21 protein-coding genes are annotated in these 20,783 nt (G+C 61.7%); 15 read left to right on the forward strand and 6 right to left on the reverse strand.

Annotation, left to right across the window (positions count from 1 at the left end):
- The first annotated feature begins 3 nt into the window (after positions 1-3).
- Together F8N66_RS05500 and F8N66_RS05505 are read left to right on the forward strand one after the other, a co-directional pair.
- On the forward strand, positions 4-690 hold the full coding sequence (locus F8N66_RS05500) for an amino acid ABC transporter permease (RefSeq protein ID WP_150769240.1): 687 nt from the start codon (positions 4-6) through the stop codon (positions 688-690).
- Positions 687-1,415, forward strand: a complete 729-nt coding sequence (locus tag F8N66_RS05505; RefSeq protein WP_150769241.1) for an amino acid ABC transporter ATP-binding protein — start codon at positions 687-689, stop codon at positions 1,413-1,415. Before F8N66_RS05500 ends, F8N66_RS05505 begins: the two co-directional genes overlap by 4 nt.
- Before the next feature lie 130 nt (positions 1,416-1,545).
- Here the strand turns inward: F8N66_RS05505 and F8N66_RS05510 are convergent, their stop codons facing one another.
- Complete coding sequence (locus F8N66_RS05510) at positions 1,546-1,896, reverse strand: cupin domain-containing protein (protein WP_077048014.1); 351 nt, start codon at positions 1,894-1,896, stop codon at positions 1,546-1,548.
- A 288-nt stretch (positions 1,897-2,184) separates the two neighbouring features.
- Between F8N66_RS05510 and kynB the strand changes: the two genes are divergently transcribed.
- Positions 2,185-2,847: an arylformamidase gene (gene kynB, locus F8N66_RS05515; RefSeq protein ID WP_150769242.1), complete on the forward strand. Its 663-nt coding sequence runs from the start codon at positions 2,185-2,187 to the stop codon at positions 2,845-2,847.
- A complete protein-coding gene (gene kynA, locus F8N66_RS05520) occupies positions 2,847-3,701 on the forward strand; it encodes a tryptophan 2,3-dioxygenase (RefSeq protein ID WP_150769243.1) in 855 nt (284 codons plus the stop codon). Before kynB ends, kynA begins: the two co-directional genes overlap by 1 nt.
- Positions 3,702-3,758: 57 nt before the next feature.
- On the opposite strand, the gene F8N66_RS05525 is transcribed toward kynA, so the two are convergent.
- Complete coding sequence (locus F8N66_RS05525) at positions 3,759-5,162, reverse strand: amino acid permease (protein WP_150769244.1); 1,404 nt, start codon at positions 5,160-5,162, stop codon at positions 3,759-3,761.
- A 96-nt stretch (positions 5,163-5,258) separates the two neighbouring features.
- Positions 5,259-5,732 (reverse strand): Lrp/AsnC family transcriptional regulator, encoded by a 474-nt coding sequence (locus tag F8N66_RS05530; protein ID WP_150769245.1) that lies wholly within the window; start codon positions 5,730-5,732, stop codon positions 5,259-5,261.
- Positions 5,733-5,936: 204 nt separating this feature from the next.
- Here F8N66_RS05530 and kynU point away from each other — a divergent pair, with 204 nt between their 5' ends.
- Both kynU and F8N66_RS05540 read left to right on the forward strand, forming a co-directional pair.
- Positions 5,937-7,187 carry a kynureninase gene (kynU, locus tag F8N66_RS05535; RefSeq protein ID WP_150769246.1) on the forward strand — a complete coding sequence of 417 codons (1,251 nt, stop codon included), beginning with the start codon at positions 5,937-5,939 and terminating at the stop codon, positions 7,185-7,187.
- A gap of 42 nt (positions 7,188-7,229) precedes the next feature.
- Positions 7,230-8,639 (forward strand): amino acid permease, encoded by a 1,410-nt coding sequence (locus tag F8N66_RS05540; protein ID WP_150769247.1) that lies wholly within the window; start codon positions 7,230-7,232, stop codon positions 8,637-8,639.
- A 58-nt stretch (positions 8,640-8,697) separates the two neighbouring features.
- Here F8N66_RS05540 and F8N66_RS05545 read toward each other — a convergent pair whose 3' ends face one another.
- Positions 8,698-9,582: a LysR substrate-binding domain-containing protein gene (locus F8N66_RS05545; RefSeq protein ID WP_150769248.1), complete on the reverse strand. Its 885-nt coding sequence runs from the start codon at positions 9,580-9,582 to the stop codon at positions 8,698-8,700.
- A gap of 205 nt (positions 9,583-9,787) precedes the next feature.
- Between F8N66_RS05545 and F8N66_RS05555 the strand changes: the two genes are divergently transcribed.
- Entirely contained in the window at positions 9,788-10,552 is a 765-nt protein-coding gene (locus F8N66_RS05555) for a sulfite exporter TauE/SafE family protein (RefSeq protein WP_150769249.1), read from the forward strand.
- Here the strand turns inward: F8N66_RS05555 and F8N66_RS05560 are convergent.
- A complete protein-coding gene (locus F8N66_RS05560) occupies positions 10,542-10,856 on the reverse strand; it encodes a putative quinol monooxygenase (RefSeq protein ID WP_150769250.1) in 315 nt (104 codons plus the stop codon). The two genes, F8N66_RS05555 and F8N66_RS05560, sit on opposite strands and share 11 nt — an antisense overlap.
- Positions 10,857-11,018: 162 nt before the next feature.
- On the opposite strand from F8N66_RS05560, the gene F8N66_RS05565 reads away from it, so the two are divergent.
- From F8N66_RS05565 to F8N66_RS05600, 8 genes are all read left to right on the forward strand, one after another.
- A complete protein-coding gene (locus tag F8N66_RS05565) occupies positions 11,019-11,609 on the forward strand; it encodes an NAD(P)H-dependent oxidoreductase (RefSeq protein WP_150769251.1) in 591 nt (196 codons plus the stop codon).
- A gap of 141 nt (positions 11,610-11,750) precedes the next feature.
- Positions 11,751-12,662 (forward strand): LysR family transcriptional regulator, encoded by a 912-nt coding sequence (locus F8N66_RS05570; RefSeq protein WP_150769252.1) that lies wholly within the window; start codon positions 11,751-11,753, stop codon positions 12,660-12,662.
- A gap of 103 nt (positions 12,663-12,765) precedes the next feature.
- Entirely contained in the window at positions 12,766-13,659 is an 894-nt protein-coding gene (locus F8N66_RS05575) for an NAD-dependent epimerase/dehydratase family protein (protein ID WP_150769253.1), read from the forward strand.
- A 175-nt stretch (positions 13,660-13,834) separates the two neighbouring features.
- Positions 13,835-15,280: a SulP family inorganic anion transporter gene (locus F8N66_RS05580; protein WP_150769254.1), complete on the forward strand. Its 1,446-nt coding sequence runs from the start codon at positions 13,835-13,837 to the stop codon at positions 15,278-15,280.
- A 258-nt stretch (positions 15,281-15,538) separates the two neighbouring features.
- Positions 15,539-16,888, forward strand: coding sequence for a gluconate:H+ symporter (locus tag F8N66_RS05585; RefSeq protein ID WP_150769255.1), 1,350 nt, complete (start codon positions 15,539-15,541; stop codon positions 16,886-16,888).
- Between the two features lie 15 nt (positions 16,889-16,903).
- Positions 16,904-17,764, forward strand: a complete 861-nt coding sequence (locus F8N66_RS05590; RefSeq protein ID WP_150769256.1) for a MurR/RpiR family transcriptional regulator — start codon at positions 16,904-16,906, stop codon at positions 17,762-17,764.
- 1 nt (position 17,765) lies between these two features.
- Positions 17,766-19,223 carry an N-acyl-D-amino-acid deacylase family protein gene (locus F8N66_RS05595; protein ID WP_150769257.1) on the forward strand — a complete coding sequence of 486 codons (1,458 nt, stop codon included), beginning with the start codon at positions 17,766-17,768 and terminating at the stop codon, positions 19,221-19,223.
- A gap of 186 nt (positions 19,224-19,409) precedes the next feature.
- Positions 19,410-19,778: a glyoxalase superfamily protein gene (locus tag F8N66_RS05600; RefSeq protein ID WP_150769258.1), complete on the forward strand. Its 369-nt coding sequence runs from the start codon at positions 19,410-19,412 to the stop codon at positions 19,776-19,778.
- Positions 19,779-19,884: 106 nt separating this feature from the next.
- Here the strand turns inward: F8N66_RS05600 and F8N66_RS32080 are convergent, their stop codons facing one another.
- Entirely contained in the window at positions 19,885-20,748 is an 864-nt protein-coding gene (locus F8N66_RS32080) for a methyl-accepting chemotaxis protein (protein ID WP_412070728.1), read from the reverse strand.
- Positions 20,749-20,783: the final 35 nt, after the last annotated feature.

The following is a 20,783-nucleotide window of genomic DNA, read 5'->3' on the forward strand; positions in this document are numbered from 1 at the left end:
GCCATGTTTGACCTGGACCCGAGTGTCATTGTCAGGGCCATGCCGGCCCTGTGGAACGGCCTGAAATTCACCTTGCTGCTGACCCTGGTGGCCATGTCGGTGGGGATCGTGGCCGGCACCTTGCTGGCGCTCATGCGCCTGTCGCACAACCGCGCGATGCGCGGCTTCGCCCTGGCGTACGTCACGGTGATGCGCAGTATCCCGTTGGTGCTGGTGATTTTCTGGTTCTACTTCCTGATGCCCTTGCTGCTGCAAATGGCCTTCGGAACGGAACGACCCGTGCAGATCGGCCCGGTGGTCACCGCCTTCGTCACCTTCTGCATGTTCGAGGCGGCGTACTACAGCGAAATCATCCGTGGCGGCATCCAGAGCATCAGCGGCGGCCAGAAGCAGGCGGCCGCGGCGCTTGGCCTGCGGCCGACGCAAGCGATGATGTACGTGATCCTGCCGCAGGCGTTGCGGCGCATGGCGCCTTTGCTGCTGACACAGACCATCATTCTGTTCCAGGACACCTCGCTGGTGTACGTGCTGTCCATCGCCGATTTCACCGGCGCGGCGAGCAAGTTCGCACAGCGTGACGGGCGCCTGGTCGAGCTGTATCTGTTCGTTGCCTTGGTCTACCTGGTGATCTGCTATCTGCTGTCCAACCTGACCAAACGCATGAAAAGAAACATGGGGAGAACCGCATGATCCAGATGAAAAACCTGAGCAAGTGGTATGGCAATTTCCAGGTGCTGAAAAACTGCACCACCGAGCTTTCGCGCGGTGAAGTGATGGTGGTGTGCGGGCCATCAGGCTCGGGCAAGAGCACCCTGATCAAATGCGTCAATGGCCTTGAGCCTGTGCAGGAGGGCGAGATTTTCATCGAGGACCAGCCCGTCACCGGCAAGGGTGTCGACTTGCCGAAATTGCGTGCACGGGTGGGGATGGTGTTCCAGCATTTCGAGCTGTTTCCGCACCTGAGCATTATCGACAACCTCAACCTGGCGCAGATCAAAGTGCTGGGCCGGGACGTCGACACCGCCACGAGCAAGAGCATGGGGTTGCTGGAGCGCGTCGGCCTCAAGAGCCATGCGCAGAAATTCCCGATCCAGTTGTCCGGCGGTCAGCAGCAACGGGTGGCCATCGCCCGGGCCCTGGCCATGGACCCGATTGCCATGCTGTTCGACGAACCTACCTCGGCGCTGGACCCGGAGATGGTCAACGAGGTGCTGGACGTCATGGTCGAACTGGCGCGCGAAGGCATGACCATGATGTGCGTCACCCACGAAATGGGCTTCGCCCGCAAAGTGGCCGATCGCATCGTGTTCATGGACGGGGGAGAGATTATCGAGGATGTGAAGTCCGAAGAGTTCTTCGGTGCGCCGCGCTCGGATCGCGCGCGCAGCTTTTTATCAAAGATATTGCAACACTGAAGCCCGAGACCTGTAGGAGCGAGCATGCTCGCGATGGAGGCCCAGACAGCGCGGGCAGTCAGTTTGCCCGCGTTATCGTTGACGACCATCGCGAGCATGCTCGCTCCTACGGGTTGGCGGTCTGCACAGATCAGGCGAAAACGAAATATTTGCGCACGGTCTCGACCACTTCCCAGGTGCCTTTCATCCCCGGCTCGATGACGAAGATGTCACCGGCACGCAGGTGAATCGGCTCCTTGCCTTCGGGGGTGATGATGCAATACCCCTCGCGGAAATCGCAGTATTCCCACTTCACGTATTCGACATACCACTTGCCCGGCGTGCAGATCCAGGTGCCCATGATCTTGCTGCCGTCTTCGCTGGTGTAGGCGTTGAGGTTGACGGTGTGCGGGTCGCCTTCGAGTTTTTCCCATTTGCAGGCGTCGAGGACGGGCAGCGGGTGGGTGTCGCGAAGAACGGTGATCGGTGCGTTTGCGGTCATGATGACTCCGGCGTTGGGGGAGAGCTGAAGACGCACCCTATCGGGCTTGGCACTGCACCAGTTGTCTGTGCTCGACACTGAAGTATCCAGAAGCGCAGTGGCCATCGTCTGGCCGGGCAGCGTCAGGCGGATGAAAACGGCGGTCATCCTCGTTGATATTTTCTGTTGATAAACCCGGGTTTCCTGGCATTTTTTGCGAAAACAGCCGGTGTGAGTGGAGGTTTTTGCAAGATTATTCACAAGCATCACTCGTATCATTCATCTCGGAAAAATCCGGGAAACGTTGTCATGAAAAAAACAGTGCCGTGGTGGGACATCAGCCCGCCCTTGAGTACCGCCACACCGACCTGGCCGGGGGATACGCCGTTCCAGGAAGAACGTGTCTGGACCTTCGGGCCAGAGTGCCCGGTGAATGTCGGGCGCATTACCTTGTCGCCGCACACGGGCGCCCACGTTGATGCCCCCCTGCATTACAGCGCGGACGGCGCAGCCATTGGTGAGGTGCCGCTGGATATCTACATCGGGCCTTGTCGCGTCTTGCATTGCCTGGACAGCGGTCGGCTGGTGCAGCCGGAGCAACTGACAGGCCGATTGGCCAACCTGCCCGAGCGCGTGCTGTTGCGCACCTATCGTCAAGCGCCGCTCAGTGCCTGGGACCCCGACTTTACAGCGGTCGCCAGGGAAACCGTCGATCTGCTGGCCGGTCTCGGCGTGCGCTTGATCGGCATCGATACGCCGTCGCTGGACCCGCAACAATCCAAGACCATGGATTCGCACAACGCGGTAGCCCGTCACGGCATGGCCATCCTCGAAGGCATCGTCCTGGATGAAGTCCCGGAAGGGGATTACGAATTGATCGCCCTGCCGCTGCGCTTTGCCCATCTCGACGCCAGCCCGGTGAGGGCCATTTTGCGACCACTGACTTCGACGCCATCCGAGGAGGCTGCCTGATGAGCCAATGCCCTTACTCATCCGCCAACGCTACAGAGGAATGGCATAACGCCGAGCTGAATTTTTCCGATGCCATGAGCTACGGCGACTACCTGGACCTGGGGCGCATTCTCAGTGCCCAGCACCCTTTGTCACCGGACCATAACGAGATGCTGTTCATCATCCAGCACCAGACGTCCGAGCTGTGGATGAAGCTGATGCTGCACGAACTCAAGGCCGCGCGGGAACACCTGCGGCTCGGCGAGTTGCCGCCGGCATTCAAGATGCTGGCGCGGGTTTCGCGCATCTTCGATCAGCTGGTGCATGCCTGGACAGTGCTGGCCACCATGACGCCCACCGAGTACCACTCGATCCGGCCATTCCTGGGACAGTCGTCGGGCTTCCAGTCTTTCCAGTACCGGGAAATCGAGTTCATCCTGGGCAACAAAAGCGCGACCCTGCTTCGGCCTCACGCCCATCGTCCGCAGCTGCTGCAATCGCTGGAACAGTCGATTGCCACCCCTTCGCTGTATGACGAGGCGATTCGCCTGTTGGCCAGTGCCGGCCTGAAAATTGACCCGCAACGCTTCGAGCGTGATCCGGCCCGCCCGACAGAGCATGACAGCTCGGTCGAGGCCGCGTGGCGTGAGGTCTACACCGACCCTTCGCGTTATTGGGACCTCTATCAGCTGGCGGAAAAATTCATCGACCTCGAAGACTCGTTCCGCCAATGGCGCTTCCGGCATGTCACTACGGTTGAGCGGATCATCGGCTTTCAACCGGGCACCGGCGGCACTGAAGGGGTGGGTTACCTGCGCAAGATGCTCGATACCGTGCTGTTCCCCGAGTTGTGGCGGCTACGCTCGACGCTCTGAAACCGGACAAAAAAAAGCCCCGGCCTTCATTGAAGGCCGGGGCGTTTTTTTGCGCGGTTATTGCGCCACGGGCAAGTCGCGGTGCCTTGCCATGCGCATCCGGTAGAACAGGTAGATGACCAGTACCCAGACCGGAATGGCGAAGACCGAGGCGCGTATCCCCGGAATCATCCACATGACGATGATGATCATGGCCATGAACGCCAGGCACAGGTAGTTGCTGAACGGAAACCAGAACGACTTGAAGCTCGGCACGATGCCGCGTTGCCCCATGGCCTTGCGGAACTTGATATGGGTCAGGCTGATCATTGCCCAGTTGATCATCAGCGAGGCAACCACCAGTGCGAACAGCAGTTCGAGCGCTTCATGCGGGGCCAGGTAGTTAACCAGCACCGACAGCATCGTGATCAACGCCGAGACGCCCAGCGCCAGCAACGGCACACCCTGCTTGTTCAGTTTCATCAGGGCCTTGGGTGCATCGCCTTGCTCGGCCAGGCCGTAGAGCATGCGGCTGTTGCAGTAGACGCCGCTGTTGTAGACCGACAATGCGGCGGTGAGCACCACGAAGTTGAGGATTTGTGCGGCGGTGTCGCTGCCGATCAAGGCAAAAATCTGCACGAACGGGCTGCCGCTGTAGGCATCGCCGGAAGCGCCCAGTGTCTGCAACAGCTGGTCCCAGGGATACAGCGACAGCAGCACGGTGAGGGCGCCGACGTAGAAAATCAGCACGCGGTAAACCACCTGGTTGATGGCCTTGGGAATGACCTTCCTCGGCTCGCTGGCTTCAGCGGCGGTGATGCCGACCAGTTCCAGGCCGCCGAAGGAAAACATGATGAACGCCATCGCCATCAGCAAACCGCTGTAACCGTTGGGGAAGAACCCGCCGTGGCTCCACAGGTTGCTCACCGAGGCCTGCGGGCCGCCGGTTCCGCTGACCAGCATGTAGCAGCCCAGGGCAATCATGCCGATGATCGCCACCACCTTGATGATCGCGAACCAGAACTCCATCTCGCCAAAGATTTTGACGTTCAGGGTGTTGATCAGGTTGACCAGCACGAAGAACACCGCCGCGCTGACCCAGGTGGGCACTTCCGGCCACCAGAATTGCACGTACTTGCCGACGGCCGTCAGCTCGGCCATGCCCACCAGCACGTACAGCACCCAGTAGTTCCAGCCGGACAGGAAGCCGGCAAAGCCGCCCCAGTAGTTGTGGGCGAAATGACTGAAAGAGCCGGCGACCGGTTCTTCGACAATCATCTCGCCCAACTGGCGCATGATCAGGAAGGCAATGAAGCCGGCGATGGCGTAGCCAAGGATCATCGAAGGCCCGGCGGACTTGAGTACCCCGGCCGAGCCCAGGAACAACCCGGTACCAATCGCGCCACCCAGGGCGATCAGTTGAATATGCCTGTTTTTCAACCCCCGCTTGAGTGTTCCCTGTTGCAAGATTTCGTCCGCCATCGCGTTCCCTTTTGATTGTTGTCGTCAGGCCTGAATTGAGGGGTCAGATATTACTCTCAGTGAACTTCTGGTCATACAGGTGCACGTCATCGCGCTTTACTTGCGCACAACCAGATCCAGCAACTCGTCCTGCTCCTTGATTTTCTGCAGGACGATTTCCGAGCGGATATCGGTGACGCCCGCCGTGCGGTTCAGGTGGTTGACGATGAAATCCGAGAAGTGCTTGAGGTTGCGCGCCTGGACCCGCAGCACATAGTTGCTGGCCCCCGTGATCACATACGCCGTGACCACTTCCGGCCACGACTGGACCTTCTTGATGAAGGTCTCGTGCCAGTCCTCGACGTCCTGTCGCAATGACACATGGACGATGGCTTCCAGCTCGATTCCCAGCCGTTCGGCATTCAGCACGGCGCGATAGCCGGTAATGATTCCCTCGCTTTCCAGCAGGCGCAAACGGCGCAGGCAGGCCGACGGCGAGAGGGCGACTTTCTCCGCCAGTTCCTGGTTGCTGATGCGGCCATCCTGTTGCAGTTGATGCAGGATGCGCAGGTCTGTCGAGTCGAGGTTCATGGTTGAAATAAATTCGCGGTAATGGGCGTCGGGTTCGAATTTTCTGCGAGATAACTACTATAAGGCCGCTGACTTTGCACGAAAATTCTCCAATGTTTCGTTCATTATTTCTGTACCGAAAAGGCGCTGGACAGGCGCCTTCCGCTCGTCCCGGTGGCTGCGATCCGCCCGGGCGGCACGTCTTACAAAAAAACAGGACTCTGCATGACGACAAGAAACGATTGCCTGGCACTTGATGCCCAGGATGCCCTGGCGGCGCTGCGCCAGCAGTTCGCGCTCCCTGAAGGCGTGATTTACCTCGACGGCAACTCCCTGGGGGCGCGGCCCGTCGCGGCACTGGCCCGGGCTCAGGCGGTGATCGCCCAGGAGTGGGGCAATGGCCTGATCCGCAGCTGGAACAGCGCGGGCTGGCGCGACCTGTCGGAGCGCCTGGGCAACCGCCTGGCCGGGCTGATCGGCGCCGGTGACGGCGAAGTGGTGGTGACCGACACCACCTCGATCAACCTGTTCAAGGTGCTCAGCGCCGCGCTGCGGGTCCAGGCCAGCCGATCGCCAACGCGCCGGGTCATCGTCACTGAAAGCAGCAACTTCCCCACTGACCTGTACATCGCCGAAGGCCTGACGCAGATGCTGCAACAGGGCTACACCCTGCGACTGGTCGACAGTCCTGAAGAGCTGCCGCAGGCGATTGACCAGGACACCGCGGTGGTCATGCTCACCCACGTCAACTACAAGACCGGCTACATGCACGACATGCAAGCCCTGACCGCACTCACCCACGAGTGCGGGGCGCTGACGATCTGGGACCTGGCTCACTCCGCCGGCGCAGTGCCGGTCAACCTGCATCAGGCAGGTGCCGATTACGCCATTGGTTGCACCTACAAATACCTTAATGGCGGTCCCGGCTCGCAGGCGTTTGTCTGGGTATCGCCGCTGTTGTGCGATTTGGTGCCTCAGCCGCTGTCGGGCTGGTTCGGCCATTCGCGGCAGTTCGCCATGGAGTCGGGCTACGAGCCAAGCAAAGGCATCGCGCGCTATCTGTGCGGCACCCAGCCGATCACCTCGTTGGCGATGGTCGAGTGCGGCCTGGATGTGTTCGCCCAGACCGACATGGCCAGCCTGCGGCGCAAATCCCTGGCCCTGACCGACCTGTTCATCGAGTTGGTCGAACAACGCTGCGCGGCCCATGACTTGACCCTGATCACGCCGCGCGAACACGCCAAGCGTGGCAGTCACGTCAGCTTCGAGCATCCCGAAGGTTATGCGGTGATCCAGGCCCTGATCGCCCGTGGCGTGATCGGCGATTACCGCGAGCCGCGGATCATGCGCTTCGGCTTCACCCCGCTGTACACGACCTTCACCGAGGTCTGGGACGCGGTGCAGATCCTGGGCGAGATTCTTGATGAAAAAACCTGGGCGCAAGCGCAATTCCAGGTTCGCCACAGCGTCACCTGATACTGCTCTCTTCAAGAAAAATAATATTCAGAGGCCAGAAAAATGACCGATAACAGCGGTTTTGAAACGATATCCAACCGTGAGCAGGGGCTGCGGCGTCAGTTGACGTCGGGGCAGATGAGCATGATCGCCATTGGCGGTGCGATTGGTACCGGGTTGTTCATGGGCAGTGCCTACGCGATCGGGTATGCCGGGCCGAGCGTGCTGCTCAGCTACGCCATCGGCGCCATCATCACGTTGCTGTTGATGGGTTGCCTGGCGGAAATGACCGTGGCCCATTCAACCTCGGGTTCGTTCGGTGCCTATGCCGAATTCTACGTCAGCCCGCTGGCCGGGTTCCTGGTGCGCTATGCCTATTGGGCGGCCATTGTGCTGGCGGTTGGCACAGAGGTGACAGCGGTGGCGATGTACATGAAGTACTGGTTCGCCAATGTGCCGGAGTGGGTGTGGATCGTCTCGTTTTCCAGTGTGCTGATCGTACTGAACGCTATCAGCGTGAAGACCTTCGGCACCTTTGAGTACTGGTTCTCGACCATCAAGATCGGCGCGATTGTCGGCTTCATCATTCTGGCGGTTTACGTGGTGTTCGGCTCCGGCAACCCGGAGTACGGCGTGCACAACTACACCGCCCACGGCGGTTTTTTCCCGAATGGCCTGCAAGGCATGTGGGTGGCGGTGATCGTGTCGATCTTCAGCTACCTCAGCGTGGAAATGATCGCGGTGGCGGCCGGTGAGGCGAAGGACCCGGAGCAGGCGGTGAAAAAGGCTTTTCGCGCGACCATCGTGCGACTGGTGGTGTTCTACCTGCTGACCCTGGCGCTGATGCTGGCGATTGTGCCGTGGGTCCAGGCCGGTCACACCCAGAGCCCGTTCGTCACGGTCATGCAGGCCATCGGTATTCCCGGTGCCACCGGGGTGATGAACTTCGTGATCCTGATCGCGGCGTTGTCGGCGATGAACAGCCAGTTGTACATCACCACGCGCATGATGTTCAGCCTGTCCCGTGGCGGCTACGCGCCCAAGTCCATGGGCAAGTTGAGCAAGAGCGGTATCCCGCTGAACGCCTTGTTGCTGTCCAGTTCCGGCATCGCCCTGGCGACCCTGCTCAACATCCTTTACCCGGAGAGTTCGTTCACCTTGATGATGGCGATCTCCATGTTCGGCGCCATTTTCACCTGGTTCATGATCTTCCTGACGCACTACTGCTTCCGTCGTTATCACCAGCGCCACGGCGAGCGCAAACTGTCGTTCCGCATGCGTCTGTTTCCGTACACGACGTTGCTGGGCCTGGTGCTGATGGGTGCGGTGATGCTCACCACCTACTTCACCGAAGCCTTCAAGATGACCTTGGTGTTCGGTGTGCCGTTCCTGCTGTTGCTGACGCTTGTCTACGGCCTGTTTTTCCGCAAGCCCAAGGCTGTCGCGGCGTTGAGCCCACTGCCGAAGGCGTAGCCCGCGGGCCTGATTGCCGGACGGTGGTCTTCAACGACTGCCGAGCCGGCATTGATCCTCAGGGGAGAGTCAAGGCGTGCAGCAAGGCCTTGGCGTAAGCGGGCAGCGCAGCGAAGTCGCGGGCGCAGATCAGCAGTTTGCGCTGGGCCCAGTGTTCCTCCAGGGGGAAGCTTTTGAACGGTTGATCGGCGCCCCTTCGCTGGATCGCCGCCAGTGGCACGATCGCCAGCCCGGCGCCGCGAGCGACCATGCGGATCACCCCGTCGAAGCCTTCGGCACGGATGCGGATTGGCAGGCGGGTGCCCGCGTGCAAGGCCTGTTCTTCAAGGTACACCGCCAGGGCGCTATTGCTGGCCAGGCCCACATAGTCGTGACGTAACGTATCGCTGAAGAGGGGCGTTACGCCGTCGGCCAATGGATGCCCGAGCGGCATGATCAGCACCAGCGGGTCGTCGCGAAAGGGCAGGGTTTGGAGCGAGTGAGTGTCCACGGCGTCCGAGACGATGCCAAGGTCCGCCGCACCCTGGCGCAAGGTGTGGACGATGCGCAGGCTCGGCATTTCCTGCAGGTCGATGTCCAGGTTGGGGTGGCGGCACAGGAAGTCCGCCAGCACTTCCGGCAGGTGCTCGGCGATGGCCGTGGTGTTGCACAGCAACCGCACCTGGCCTTTGACGCCTTTGGCATATTCGGCCAGGTCCTGTTGCATGCGTTCGGCGTGTTGCAGCAGGGTGCGGGCGTGCTGCGCCAGGGCCTTTCCCGCTGGCGTGGGGGTGACGCCGCGACGGCCGCGTTCCAGGAAATCAATGCCCAGTGACGCTTCCATCGCCCGGATACGCGCGCTCGCCGCCGCCAGCGACAAATGACTGCGGGCGGCGCCGGCGGTGATGTTGCCGGTGTCGAGGATGTGCAGGTAGAGGCGCAGGTCGGTGAGGTCGAAGTGCATCGGCAGTCTCTGGGATTGTGTTGTCTGGACGGACGCCTTCGCGAGCAAGCCCGCTCCCACAGGGGCATGCGTTTCAAATGTGGGAGCGGGCTTGCCCGCGAAGGCGTCGGTAGCCTCAACTCATGCTTCAGCCTCTTGTCATGGAAGAGGCACCCTCAGTATATGGCAGATTTCCAACCGGCCAGTCCAGGCCCACCATAGCCCCATGAATACACTCGCCACGTTCTACCAAAACCTCGGCCTGGCCTTGTCCCTGCTGGTCATCGCCACCTTCCTGCTGGCCGGCACCATCAAGGGTGTGATCGGCCTAGGCCTGCCGACCATTGCCATGGGCCTGCTCGGCCTGGCTATGGCGCCGTCGCAGGCTGCGGCGCTGTTGATCATCCCGGCGACACTGACCAATGTCTGGCAACTGGCATTCGGTGGTCATCTGCCGGGGCTGGTCAAGCGGTTGTGGCCGATGCTGCTGGCCATCTTCATCGGCACCGGTGCGGGAACGCTGTGGATTGGCATGGTGGGCGGGCATTGGGTGGTGCGGGGATTGGGGGCGGCGTTGTTGCTCTATGCACTGAGTGGCCTGTTCCTGCCGACCCTGCGCGTCAGCGTACCCAGCGAGCGCTGGCTCGGTCCGCTGTGCGGCCTGCTGACCGGCGCCGTCACCTCGGCCACCGGCGTCTTCGTGATTCCCGCCGTGCCTTATCTGCAAGCATTGGGTTTGAGCAAGGATGAGCTGGTGCAGGCGCTGGGGCTGTCGTTCACCGTCTCGACCCTGGCCCTGGCCGGCGGCCTGTTATGGCGCGGCGCCCTCGGTGGTGGCGAGTTGAGCGCGTCGCTGCTGGTGCTGATCCCGGCGTTGCTCGGTATGTGGCTGGGGCAGTGGCTACGCCAGCGGATCAGCGCCGTGTTGTTCAAGCGGGTGTTCTTCATTGGCCTTGGATTGCTCGGCGGCCATTTGCTGATCAACGGTTAGCGGACGGCTGGCTGATCATCTCGATGGCGCGGATCTCGAAATCCCGTTCCAGGTACTCATCGCGCTGCGCCAGGAACTGCTTCATGTGTGGCAGGTTCGAGTGCACGTCGAGGTGGGCCTGGGACTGCCAGATCTCGAAGAAGATAAACAGGGTCGGGTCCTGTTGGTCGCGCAACATGTGGTACTCGATGCAGCCGGGTTCGGCACGACTCGCTTCCACGTAACCGCTGAAAAACGCTTCAAAGGCGTCGGATTTTTCCGGGCGGGTCTTGGCGTGCAGGATGAAGCCTTGCAGTTCGCTCATGAACAGTGTTCCTCAGGTCAGAATTGGCATCAGTCTAAGGCAACAATCGCTGATCGATTCGTGCGTGTGGGTCAAATGATTTTTGCGAAAAGGATGCTTATTCCGCGCGAGGCGGATCGTTACTCTGCCGCCATCCAATTCCTGACCTTCCCGAGATCCCCCATGAAAAAAGTCCTGTTGCTCAATGGCGGCAAAAAATTCGCCCATTCCGACGGCCGCTACAACGCCACCCTCCATGAAGCTGCATTGAGCGTGCTGGACCGTGGCGGCGTGGATGTCAAAACCACGTTTATCGACGAGGGGTACGACATCGCTGAAGAAGTCGCCAAGTTCCTCTGGGCCGACGTGATCATTTATCAGATGCCCGGCTGGTGGATGGGCGCGCCGTGGACCGTCAAGAAGTACATCGACGAAGTCTTCACCGAAGGTCATGGCAGCCTCTACGCCAGCGACGGCCGCACCCGCTCCGATGCCTCGCAGAAATACGGCAGCGGTGGTCTGGTCCAGGGTAAGCAGTACATGCTGTCGCTGACCTGGAACGCCCCGCAACAAGCCTTCGACGACCCGACCGACTTCTTTGAAGGCAAGGGGGTGGATGCGGTGTACTTCCCGTTCCACAAGGCCAACGAATTCCTCGGCATGACCGGTTTGCCGACCTTCCTGGCTGTAGATGTGATGAAACGCCCGGACATCGAAGGTGATGTGGCGCGTTATGGCCAGCATTTGACCGAGGTGTTTGGCCTTAAGGCCTGAGGCTCGGCTACTATCGGTCGCAACGGCTGAAAAGATCGCAGCCTGCGGCAGCGCCTACAGACTTTGCGTACACCTGCAGGCGCTTGCGAAGGCTGCGATCTTTGCGATTCATGCACCGCCGATTCGCGAATGAGGACACCCGTGAAAGCCAGATCCGATGAATTGCAGATTTTCGTCTGCGTGATTGAATGCGGGTCGATTTCCGCGGCCGCCGAGCAGGTCGGGCAGACGCCGTCGGCGGTCAGCCGTACGTTGTCGCGGCTGGAGGCCAAGCTCGATACGACGCTGATCAACCGCACTACCCGGCGCATGGACCTCACCGAAGAAGGCAAGTATTTCTTCGAGCACGCCAAGCTGATCCTCGACCAGATGGACGAACTCGAAGAGCGCCTGTCCTCCCGCCAGCAGACACCGTCCGGGCGCTTGCGCATCAACGCCGCTTCGCCGTTCATGCTGCACGCCATCGTGCCCTACATCGATGAGTTCCGTCGGCTCTATCCGGAAATCCAGCTCGAACTCAACAGCAATGACCTGATCATCGACTTGCTTGAGCAAAGCACCGACATCGCCATCCGTATCGGCACCCTCGCCGACTCGACGCTGCACGCCCGCTCCCTGGGTTGCAGTCCGATTCACATCGTCGCCAGCCCCGCGTACCTGGAACAGCACGGCACGCCGACCGAAGTGGCTGACCTGGCCAACCATACGCTGCTGGGCTTCACCCAGAACGAAGGCCTCAACCAATGGCCGCTGCGTTATGTGCACGGCGATCGCTGGCCGATCCAGGCGTCGCTCAGCGCCTCCAGCGGCGAGACCATCCGCCACCTGGCGCTGGAAGGCCAGGGCATCGCCAGCCTGTCGCACTACATGACCATCGAAGACATTCGTGCCGGGCGCTTGAAAGTGCTGCTGGCCGGGTTCAACAGTGGCTATCGCCAGCCGATCAACGCGGTGTACTACCGTAACTCGCAACTGGCCTTGCGGATCCAGTGTTTCCTGGACTTCATCCAGGGCAAGCTGGCGCTCTACGCGAGCACGGACTTCAAGGACTGATTCGTGATCCCTGCGCAAGAGTGAATTGGGCCGGCGGGGATTTTTCGTCGGGGGCCACGGCCTGATACTCGTTGCATCACTTACCCACGCAGGGAGTTTCTCCATGAACGTATTCGTTACCGGCGCTGCCGGTTTTATCGGCGGTTCCATCGCCACGGGCCTGATCCAGGCCGGCCACCACGTCACCGGCCTGGTGCGCAACGCTGAACAGGCGGATGAGCTGAAAGCGCTGGGCATCACCCCAGTGATCGGCACGCTGGACGACAGCTCGCTCCTGGCCGAACAGGCCCGGGCCGCTGACGCCGTGATCAACGCCGCCAGCAGCGACCATCGTGGCGCGGTAGAGGCCTTGCTCGACGCCTTGCGCGGCTCCAACAAAGTCTTTTTGCACACCAGCGGTTCGAGCATCGTCGGTGATGCGTCGGGCGGTAAATCCAGTGATGTCATCTACGTCGAAGACAACCTGCCAGAGCCGACCGTGGACAAGGCGCCACGCGTGGCTATCGACAACCTGATCCTTGCCGCCGCGAAAGACGGGGTGAACTCGGCGGTCATCTGCAACACCCTGATCTACGGCCACAGCCTGGGCGTGCATCGCGACAGCGTGCAATTGCCGCGCTTGCTCAAACAGGCGCAGAAAAGTGGCGTGGTGCGCCACGTCGGCACCGGTCAGAACATCTGGTCCAACGTGCACATCGAAGACGTGGTGGCGCTGTACCTGCTGGCGCTGACCAGAAATATTCCGGGCACGTTCTATTTCGTCGAGAGCGGCGAAGCCTCGTTCATCGACATGACCACGGCCATGGCGCAGGTGCTGAACCTGGGCGAGCCGCAAGACTGGCCGCTCAAGGACGCCGAGGCCGAGTGGGGGTATGAAATGGCCAACTATGGCCTGGGCTCCAATAGCCGGGTGCGCGGCCAGCATGCGCGGGCATTGTTGGGGTGGGTGCCCAAGCGCACGTCGGTGGTGGAGTGGATTCGCAACGAGATGGTGTGAATGTGCTTTAGACCGCGTTGAGGCCTTCGCGAGCAAGCCCGCTCCCACATTAGACCGTGCAACGGTGGGAGCGGGCTTGCTCGCGAAGGCGTTTCTGAAGACGCCTGAGCTGGCCGGGCAGCCCTCGATTCCGTAACATCCGCACATCCTTTCTCGCAACTCCCTGCGGTCCTCCATGAAACCAAAACACCTGCGCGCCGATGTCCTGGCCGGCCTGACCACGTCATTTGCCCTGTTGCCCGAATGCATCGCCTTCGCGCTGGTGGCTCACCTCAATCCGCTGATGGGGTTGTATGGCGCCTTCATCATTTGCACCCTGACCGCGCTGTTCGGCGGTCGGCCGGGCATGGTGTCCGGCGCCGCCGGGTCGATGGCGGTGGTGATCGTTGCGCTGGTGGTGCAGCACGGCGTGCAATATCTGCTGGCCACCGTATTACTGGGCGGGTTGATCATGATGGCGTTCGGCTTGCTCAAGCTCGGCAAACTGGTGCGCATGGTGCCGCATCCGGTGATGCTGGGCTTCGTCAACGGCCTGGCGATCATCATTGCTTTGGCGCAGTTGGAGCACTTCAAGAGCGGTGAAACCTGGCTGAGCGGCACGCCGTTGTACATGATGATCGGGCTGGTGGCCGTGACCATGGCGATTGTCTACGTATTGCCGCGCCTGACCCGCACCGTGCCGCCGGCGTTGGTGGCGATTCTGGGCGTAGGCCTGGCGGTGTATCTGCTCGGCCTGCCGACCCGCACCCTGGGTGACATGGCGCACATCGCTGGCGGCTTGCCGACCTTGGCCTTGCCGGACATCCCGTGGAACCTCGACACCCTGCGCATCATCGCGCCCTACGCGATCCTGATGGCCCTGGTCGGCCTGCTGGAAACCCTGCTGACCCTGAACCTCACCGACGAAATCACCGAGAGCCGGGGCTACCCGGACCGCGAGTGCGTGGCGCTGGGGGCGGCGAACGTGGTGTCCGGTGCATTGGGCGGCATGGGCGGTTGCGCGATGATCGGCCAGACCGTGATCAACCTCAGCTCCGGCGGGCGCGGGCGGGTGTCCGGCGTGGTGGCCGGGGTGTCGATTCTACTGTTCATCCTGTTCCTGTCGCCGCTGATCGAGCGCATTCCGCTGGCGGCGCTGGTCGGGGTGATGTTCGTGGTGTCACAGCAGACCTTCGCCTGGGCGTCGCTGCGGGTGGTGAACAAGGTGCCGCTCAATGATGTGTTGGTGATCATTGCGGTCACGGTGATCACGGTGTTCACCGACCTGGCCACGGCGGTGCTGTGCGGCATCATCATCGCCGCGCTGAATTTCGCCTGGCAGCAGGCTCGCGAACTCTACGCCGACAGCCACCTTGAAGCCGACGGCAGCAAGCTTTACCTGTTGCATGGCACGCTGTTTTTCGCTTCGACGACACCGTTCCTCAACCAGTTCGACCCCGCCAATGACCCGTCGGTGGTGACGATCGATTGTCGCCACCTGAGCTTCGTCGACTACTCCGCCATCGCCGCGCTCAAGACACTGCGCGAGCGCTACGAAAAGGCCGGCAAGCACCTGCGGGTGCTGCACCTGTCCGAGCGCTGCAAGAAGCTGCTCAAGCGGGCGCACTTCGCTCACGACTGACCTCTAAGGGATCGCAGCCTTCGGCAGCTCCTACAGCGTTATGCGTATACCCTGTAGGAGCTGCCGAAGGCTGCGATCTTTTGATCTTCAACATGAAAATTCGCCGGTCCGATTTTCATTGTTAACGACAATACATGTCCATTAACGACATCCCTTACCTCTGCACGAAAATTACTTTCACCTCGTTTGATAATCGCGCCTCGAAATGTTTTAAGAGTTTCACAAAACTTTCGACGTGACCCTCTCGAGGAGTACCGCATGACCCTGTCCTTCGGCTATTGGCTGCTGGTGTACGCCGCCATCGCCATCATCGCCCTGATCGTTCTGATCGCCCGTTACCGGCTCAACCCGTTCATCGTCATCACCCTGATTTCCATCGGCCTGGCGCTGGTCGCCGGAATGCCGCCGTCCGGCGTGGTCGGGGCCTATGAGGCCGGGGTCGGCAAGACCCTGGGGCATATCGCGCTGGTGGTGGCGCTGGGCACGATGCTCGGCAAAATGATGGCCGAATCCGGTGGTGCCGAGCAGGTGGCCCGGACCCTTATCGACCGTTTCGGCGAGAAGAACGCGCACTGGGCGATGGTCTGCATCGCGTTCCTGGTGGGGTTGCCGCTGTTCTTCGAGGTCGGTTTCGTGCTGCTGGTGCCGATTGCGTTCACCGTGGCGCGGCGGGTCGGCGTGTCGATCCTGATGGTCGGCCTGCCGATGGTCGCCGGTCTTTCGGTGGTGCATGCGCTGGTCCCGCCACACCCGGCGGCGATGCTCGCGGTGCAGGTGTATCAGGCGTCGGTGGGGCAGACTTTGCTGTACGCGATTGCCGTCGGCATTCCCACGGCGATCATCGCCGGTCCGCTGTACGCCAAATTCATCGTGCCGCGCATCCAGTTGCCGGCGGAAAACCCGCTGGAACGCCAGTTCCTCGAACGTGAACCGCGCGACAGCCTGCCGGGCTTCGGCATCACCATGGCAACCATCCTGCTGCCCGTGGTGCTGATGCTGATCGGCGGCTGGGCCAACCTGATTTCCACGCCCGGCACCGGTTTCAACCAATTCCTGCTGTTCATCGGCAACTCGGTGATCGCGCTGTTGCTGGCGACCTTGCTGAGCTTCTGGACCCTCGGCCTGGCCCAGGGTTTCAACCGCGAATCGATCCTCAAGTTCACCAACGAATGCCTGGCACCGACCGCCAGCATTACCTTGCTGGTGGGCGCCGGTGGCGGCCTGAACCGGATTCTGGTGGACGCCGGCGTCACCGACCAGATCGTCGGCCTGGCCCACGAATTCCACCTGTCGCCGCTGCTGATGGGCTGGCTGTTCGCCGCGCTGATGCGCATCGCCACCGGTTCGGCCACCGTGGCCATGACCACGGCCTCCGGCGTGGTCGCGCCGGTCGCCATTGGCCTGGGCTATCCGCACCCGGAATTGCTGGTGCTGGCCACCGGCGCCGGGTCGGTGATTTTTTCCCACGTCAACGACGGCGGCTTCTGGTTGATCAAGGAATACTTCAACATGACCGTCACCCAGACCTTCAAGACCTGGACCGTGCTGGAGACCATCATTTCGGTGGTTGCCTTTGCATTGACCGTTGGCCTTTCTTACCTGATTTAGCCGGAGCCGCTTGCCATGGACATCCTTTACCAGATTCGCGCCCGCCAGGATTCTTTCAGCGCCGGTGAAGGACGCATCGCAAGGCTGATGCTCGACGACGTGGGCTTCGCCGCTTCCGCCAGCCTCGACGAGCTGGCGCAGCGGGCGGAAGTCAGCACCGCCACGCTGTCGCGGTTTGCCCGCACGGTGGGCTGCCGCGACTTGCGTGACCTGCGCCTGCAACTGGCCCAGGCCAGCGGCGTCGGCAGCCGCTTCCTCGACCCGGCGGGCACGCCCGAGCAGTCGGCGTTCTACGGGCAGATCGTGGGCGATATCGAGTCGACCCTGCGCCAGCACCTGGCCGCCTTTGACGAGTCGCGCTTTGCCGATGCGGTGAAACTGCTGGGCAAGGCACGGATGATTCACGCCTTCGGCATGGGCGGCTGCTCGACCCTGTGCAGCGATGAACTGCAAGTGCGCCTGGTGCGGCTCGGCTACCCGATCGCGGTGTGCCACGACGCGGTGATGATGCGCATCACCGCCGCCAGCCTCAGCGCCGAACAGGTGGTCATCGTCTGCTCGCTGACCGGCATCACCCCCGAATTGCTGGAAACCGTTGAACTGGCCCGCAACTATGGCGCACGGATCCTGGCCATCACCCGTGGCGACTCGCCGCTGGCACAACTGGCCGACATCGTGCTGCCGCTGCAAAGCGCGGAAACCTCGTTCATCTACAAACCGACGGCAGCGCGCTACGGCATGCTGCTGGCCATCGATGTGCTTGCCACCGAGCTGGCACTGGCCAATCCTCAAGACAATCAAGAGCGTCTGCGGCGGATCAAACTTGCCCTGGACGATTACCGCGGCGGCGACGATCACTTGCCGCTGGGAGACTGACATGCAGTACGACACGCTGATCCGCAACGCCCTGATCATCGATGGCAGCAACCGCCCCGGCTACCCTGCCGACGTGGCGATCCTCAATGGCCGCATCGAGTGCATCGGCGACTTGCGCGACGCCCGCGCCGCCGAGGACATCGACGCACAGGGCCAGGTGCTGGCGCCGGGATTCATCGACGTGCACACCCATGACGACACGGTGGTGATCCGCCAGCCGCAGATGCTGCCCAAGCTCAGCCAGGGCGTGACCACGGTGATCGTCGGCAACTGCGGGATCAGCGCGTCACCGGTCAGCTTGCGCGGCGATCCGCCGGACCCGATGAACCTGCTGGGCACAGCCGCCGCGTTTGTTTACCCGAAGTTCAGCGATTACCGCGCGGCGGTCGAAGCGGCAAACACCACGCTGAACGTGGCCGCGCTGGTCGGTCATACCGCGTTGCGCAGCAACCACCTCGATGACCTGTTTCGCACCGCCAGCGCCGATGAAATCGCCGGCATGCGCGAGCAATTGCGCGAGAGCCTGGAAGCCGGTGCGTTGGGGTTGTCCACCGGTCTTGCCTACGCCAGCGCCTTTTCGGCGTCCACCGACGAAGTCATGCAACTGACCGAAGAACTCACGGCGTTCGGTGCGGTGTACACCACCCATTTGCGCAGCGAATTCGAACCGGTGCTGGAGGCCATGGACGAGGCGTTCCAGATCGGCCGTCACGCCAAATCCCCGGTGATCATTTCCCACCTCAAGTGTGCCGGCGCCGGTAACTGGGGACGCAGCCCGCAGCTGCTGGCATCCCTGGAGCAGGCGGCGAAAACCCATCCTGTGGGCTGCGACTGCTATCCGTATGCGGCCAGTTCCTCGACCCTGGACCTCAAGCAAGTCACCGATGCCCACCGCATCACCATCACCTGGTCGACACCGCACCCGGACATGGGCGGTCGCGACCTGATGGACATCGCCGCCGAGTGGAACCTGTCGTTGCTCGATGCCGCCCGCCAGCTGCAACCGGCGGGGGCGGTGTATTACGGGATGGACGAGACCGACGTGCGACGGATTCTCGCGCATCCGCTGTCGATGGTCGGCTCCGATGGCCTGCCGGAAGACCCGTTCCCGCACCCACGCCTGTGGGGCGCCTTTCCACGGGTGCTGGGGCATTTCAGCCGCGACGTTGGGCTGTTCCCGCTGCACACCGCCGTGCACAAAATGACCGGGCTGTCGGCGGCGCGATTCGGTTTGAAGGAGCGCGGCGAAATTCGCGAAGGGCATTGGGCGGACCTGGTGCTGTTCAACCCGGCGACCATTCGCGATGTGGCGGACTTCAACGATCCACAACGGGCCGCCGAAGGTATCGAAGGGGTGTGGATCAACGGTGTGCTGAGCTACCGCGACGGCCAGGCGAACGGGCGCAGGGAAGGGCGGTTCCTGGCGCGGGAAGGGGATTTGCGTACAGGGTTTAATTGACTGAAAAGATCGCAGCCTGCGGCAGCTCCTACACCGGATCGCATGTCCCTGCAGGCGCTGCCGCAGGCTGCGATCCTTTGATTCTGGAATAGTGGCACATTGAGATTAAAGAATGCCATCACCAAGCCGATTCGCTGACGTACAGCCCGGCTACACTGTGGGCTATTTCTGTCTGGGAGCAACTTGATGAGCTTCGGCAAAACCACTCCAATCCTGCGGATCTTCGATGAAATCAAGGCCGTGGAATTCTACGTCGACTTCCTGGGTTTCAAGATCGACTGGCAGCACCGTTTCGAAGCCAACTTCCCGCTCTACCTCCAAGTCTCCCGCGGCGAATGCGTGTTGCACCTGTCCGAACACCACGGCGACGCCACACCGGGCTCGGCCCTGCGCATCGAGACCGACGAACTGGAAACCTTCCAGCAGCAATTGCTGGCCAAGGAATACCCCTTCGCCCGCCCGCACATCCAGGCCATGCCATGGGGCAGCCAGGACATGACCATCAGCGATCCGTTTGGCAATCGGTTGGTGTTTACCAATGCGATCAGCGCGTAAGAGTTAGATCGCTTTCGCGAGCAGGCTCGCTCCCACAGGGTGTTCATTGAACCTGTGGGAGCGGGCTTGCTCGCGAATGGGGTTTCCATTCAACGCAAAGTAAATGTCAGACCCGGAAGTGGCTGACCATCATCTGCAACTGATTCCCCAACCGCGCCAGTTCAACGCTGGACTTGGCTGTCTCATCGCTGGCCGCAGCGGTCTGCTCCGACACGTCGCGCACGTTGATGATGCTGCGGCTGATTTCTTCGGCCACGGCGCTTTGCTGCTCGGCGGCGGCGGCGATTTGCTGGTTCATCGACTGGATGTTGGACACGGTGCGGGTGATGCTTTCCAGTGACTCGCCGGCCTTGCGGGTCAGGGCCACGCTGCTGTCGGTGAGGACGCGGCTGCTGTTCATCACCGCCGACACTTGTTGCGTGCCGTTTTGCAAGCCGGCGACCAGGCCTTCGATTTCTTCGGTGGACTTCTGCGTGCGTTGGGCCAGGCCACGCACCTCGTCGGCCACCACGGCAAAACCACGCCCGGCTTCACCGGCACGGGCCGCTTCGATGGCGGCGTTGAGCGCCAGCAGGTTGGTCTGTTCGGCCACGGCCTTGATCACGTCCATCACGCTGCCGATCTTGTCGCTTTCTTGTTGCAGCACGCTCATGGCTTCGGTGGAGCGCACCACCTCACTGGCCAGGCGTTCGATCTGGGCAATGGCTTCGTTGACCACTTTGTCACCCTCGCGGGCTTCGCCATCGGCCGCGGCGGCGGCTTGCGAGGCTTGTTCGGCGTTACGCGCGACTTCCTGAACCGTGGCGGTCATTTCGTGCATGGCGGTGGCGACCTGATCGGTCTCGACCTTCTGGCTGTTGACCCCGGCGCTGGTTTGTTCGGTCACCGCAGACAGTTCTTCGGCGGCGCTGGCGATCTGGGTCACGCCATCGCGGATGCCGCTGATCAAGTCGCGCAGGGTCACGCCCATGCGGGCGATGCCTTGTTGCAATACCCCGAGTTCGT

Source organism: Pseudomonas fluorescens (assembly GCF_902498195.1).
Classification (GTDB): Bacteria; Pseudomonadota; Gammaproteobacteria; order Pseudomonadales; family Pseudomonadaceae; genus Aquipseudomonas; species Aquipseudomonas fluorescens_BU.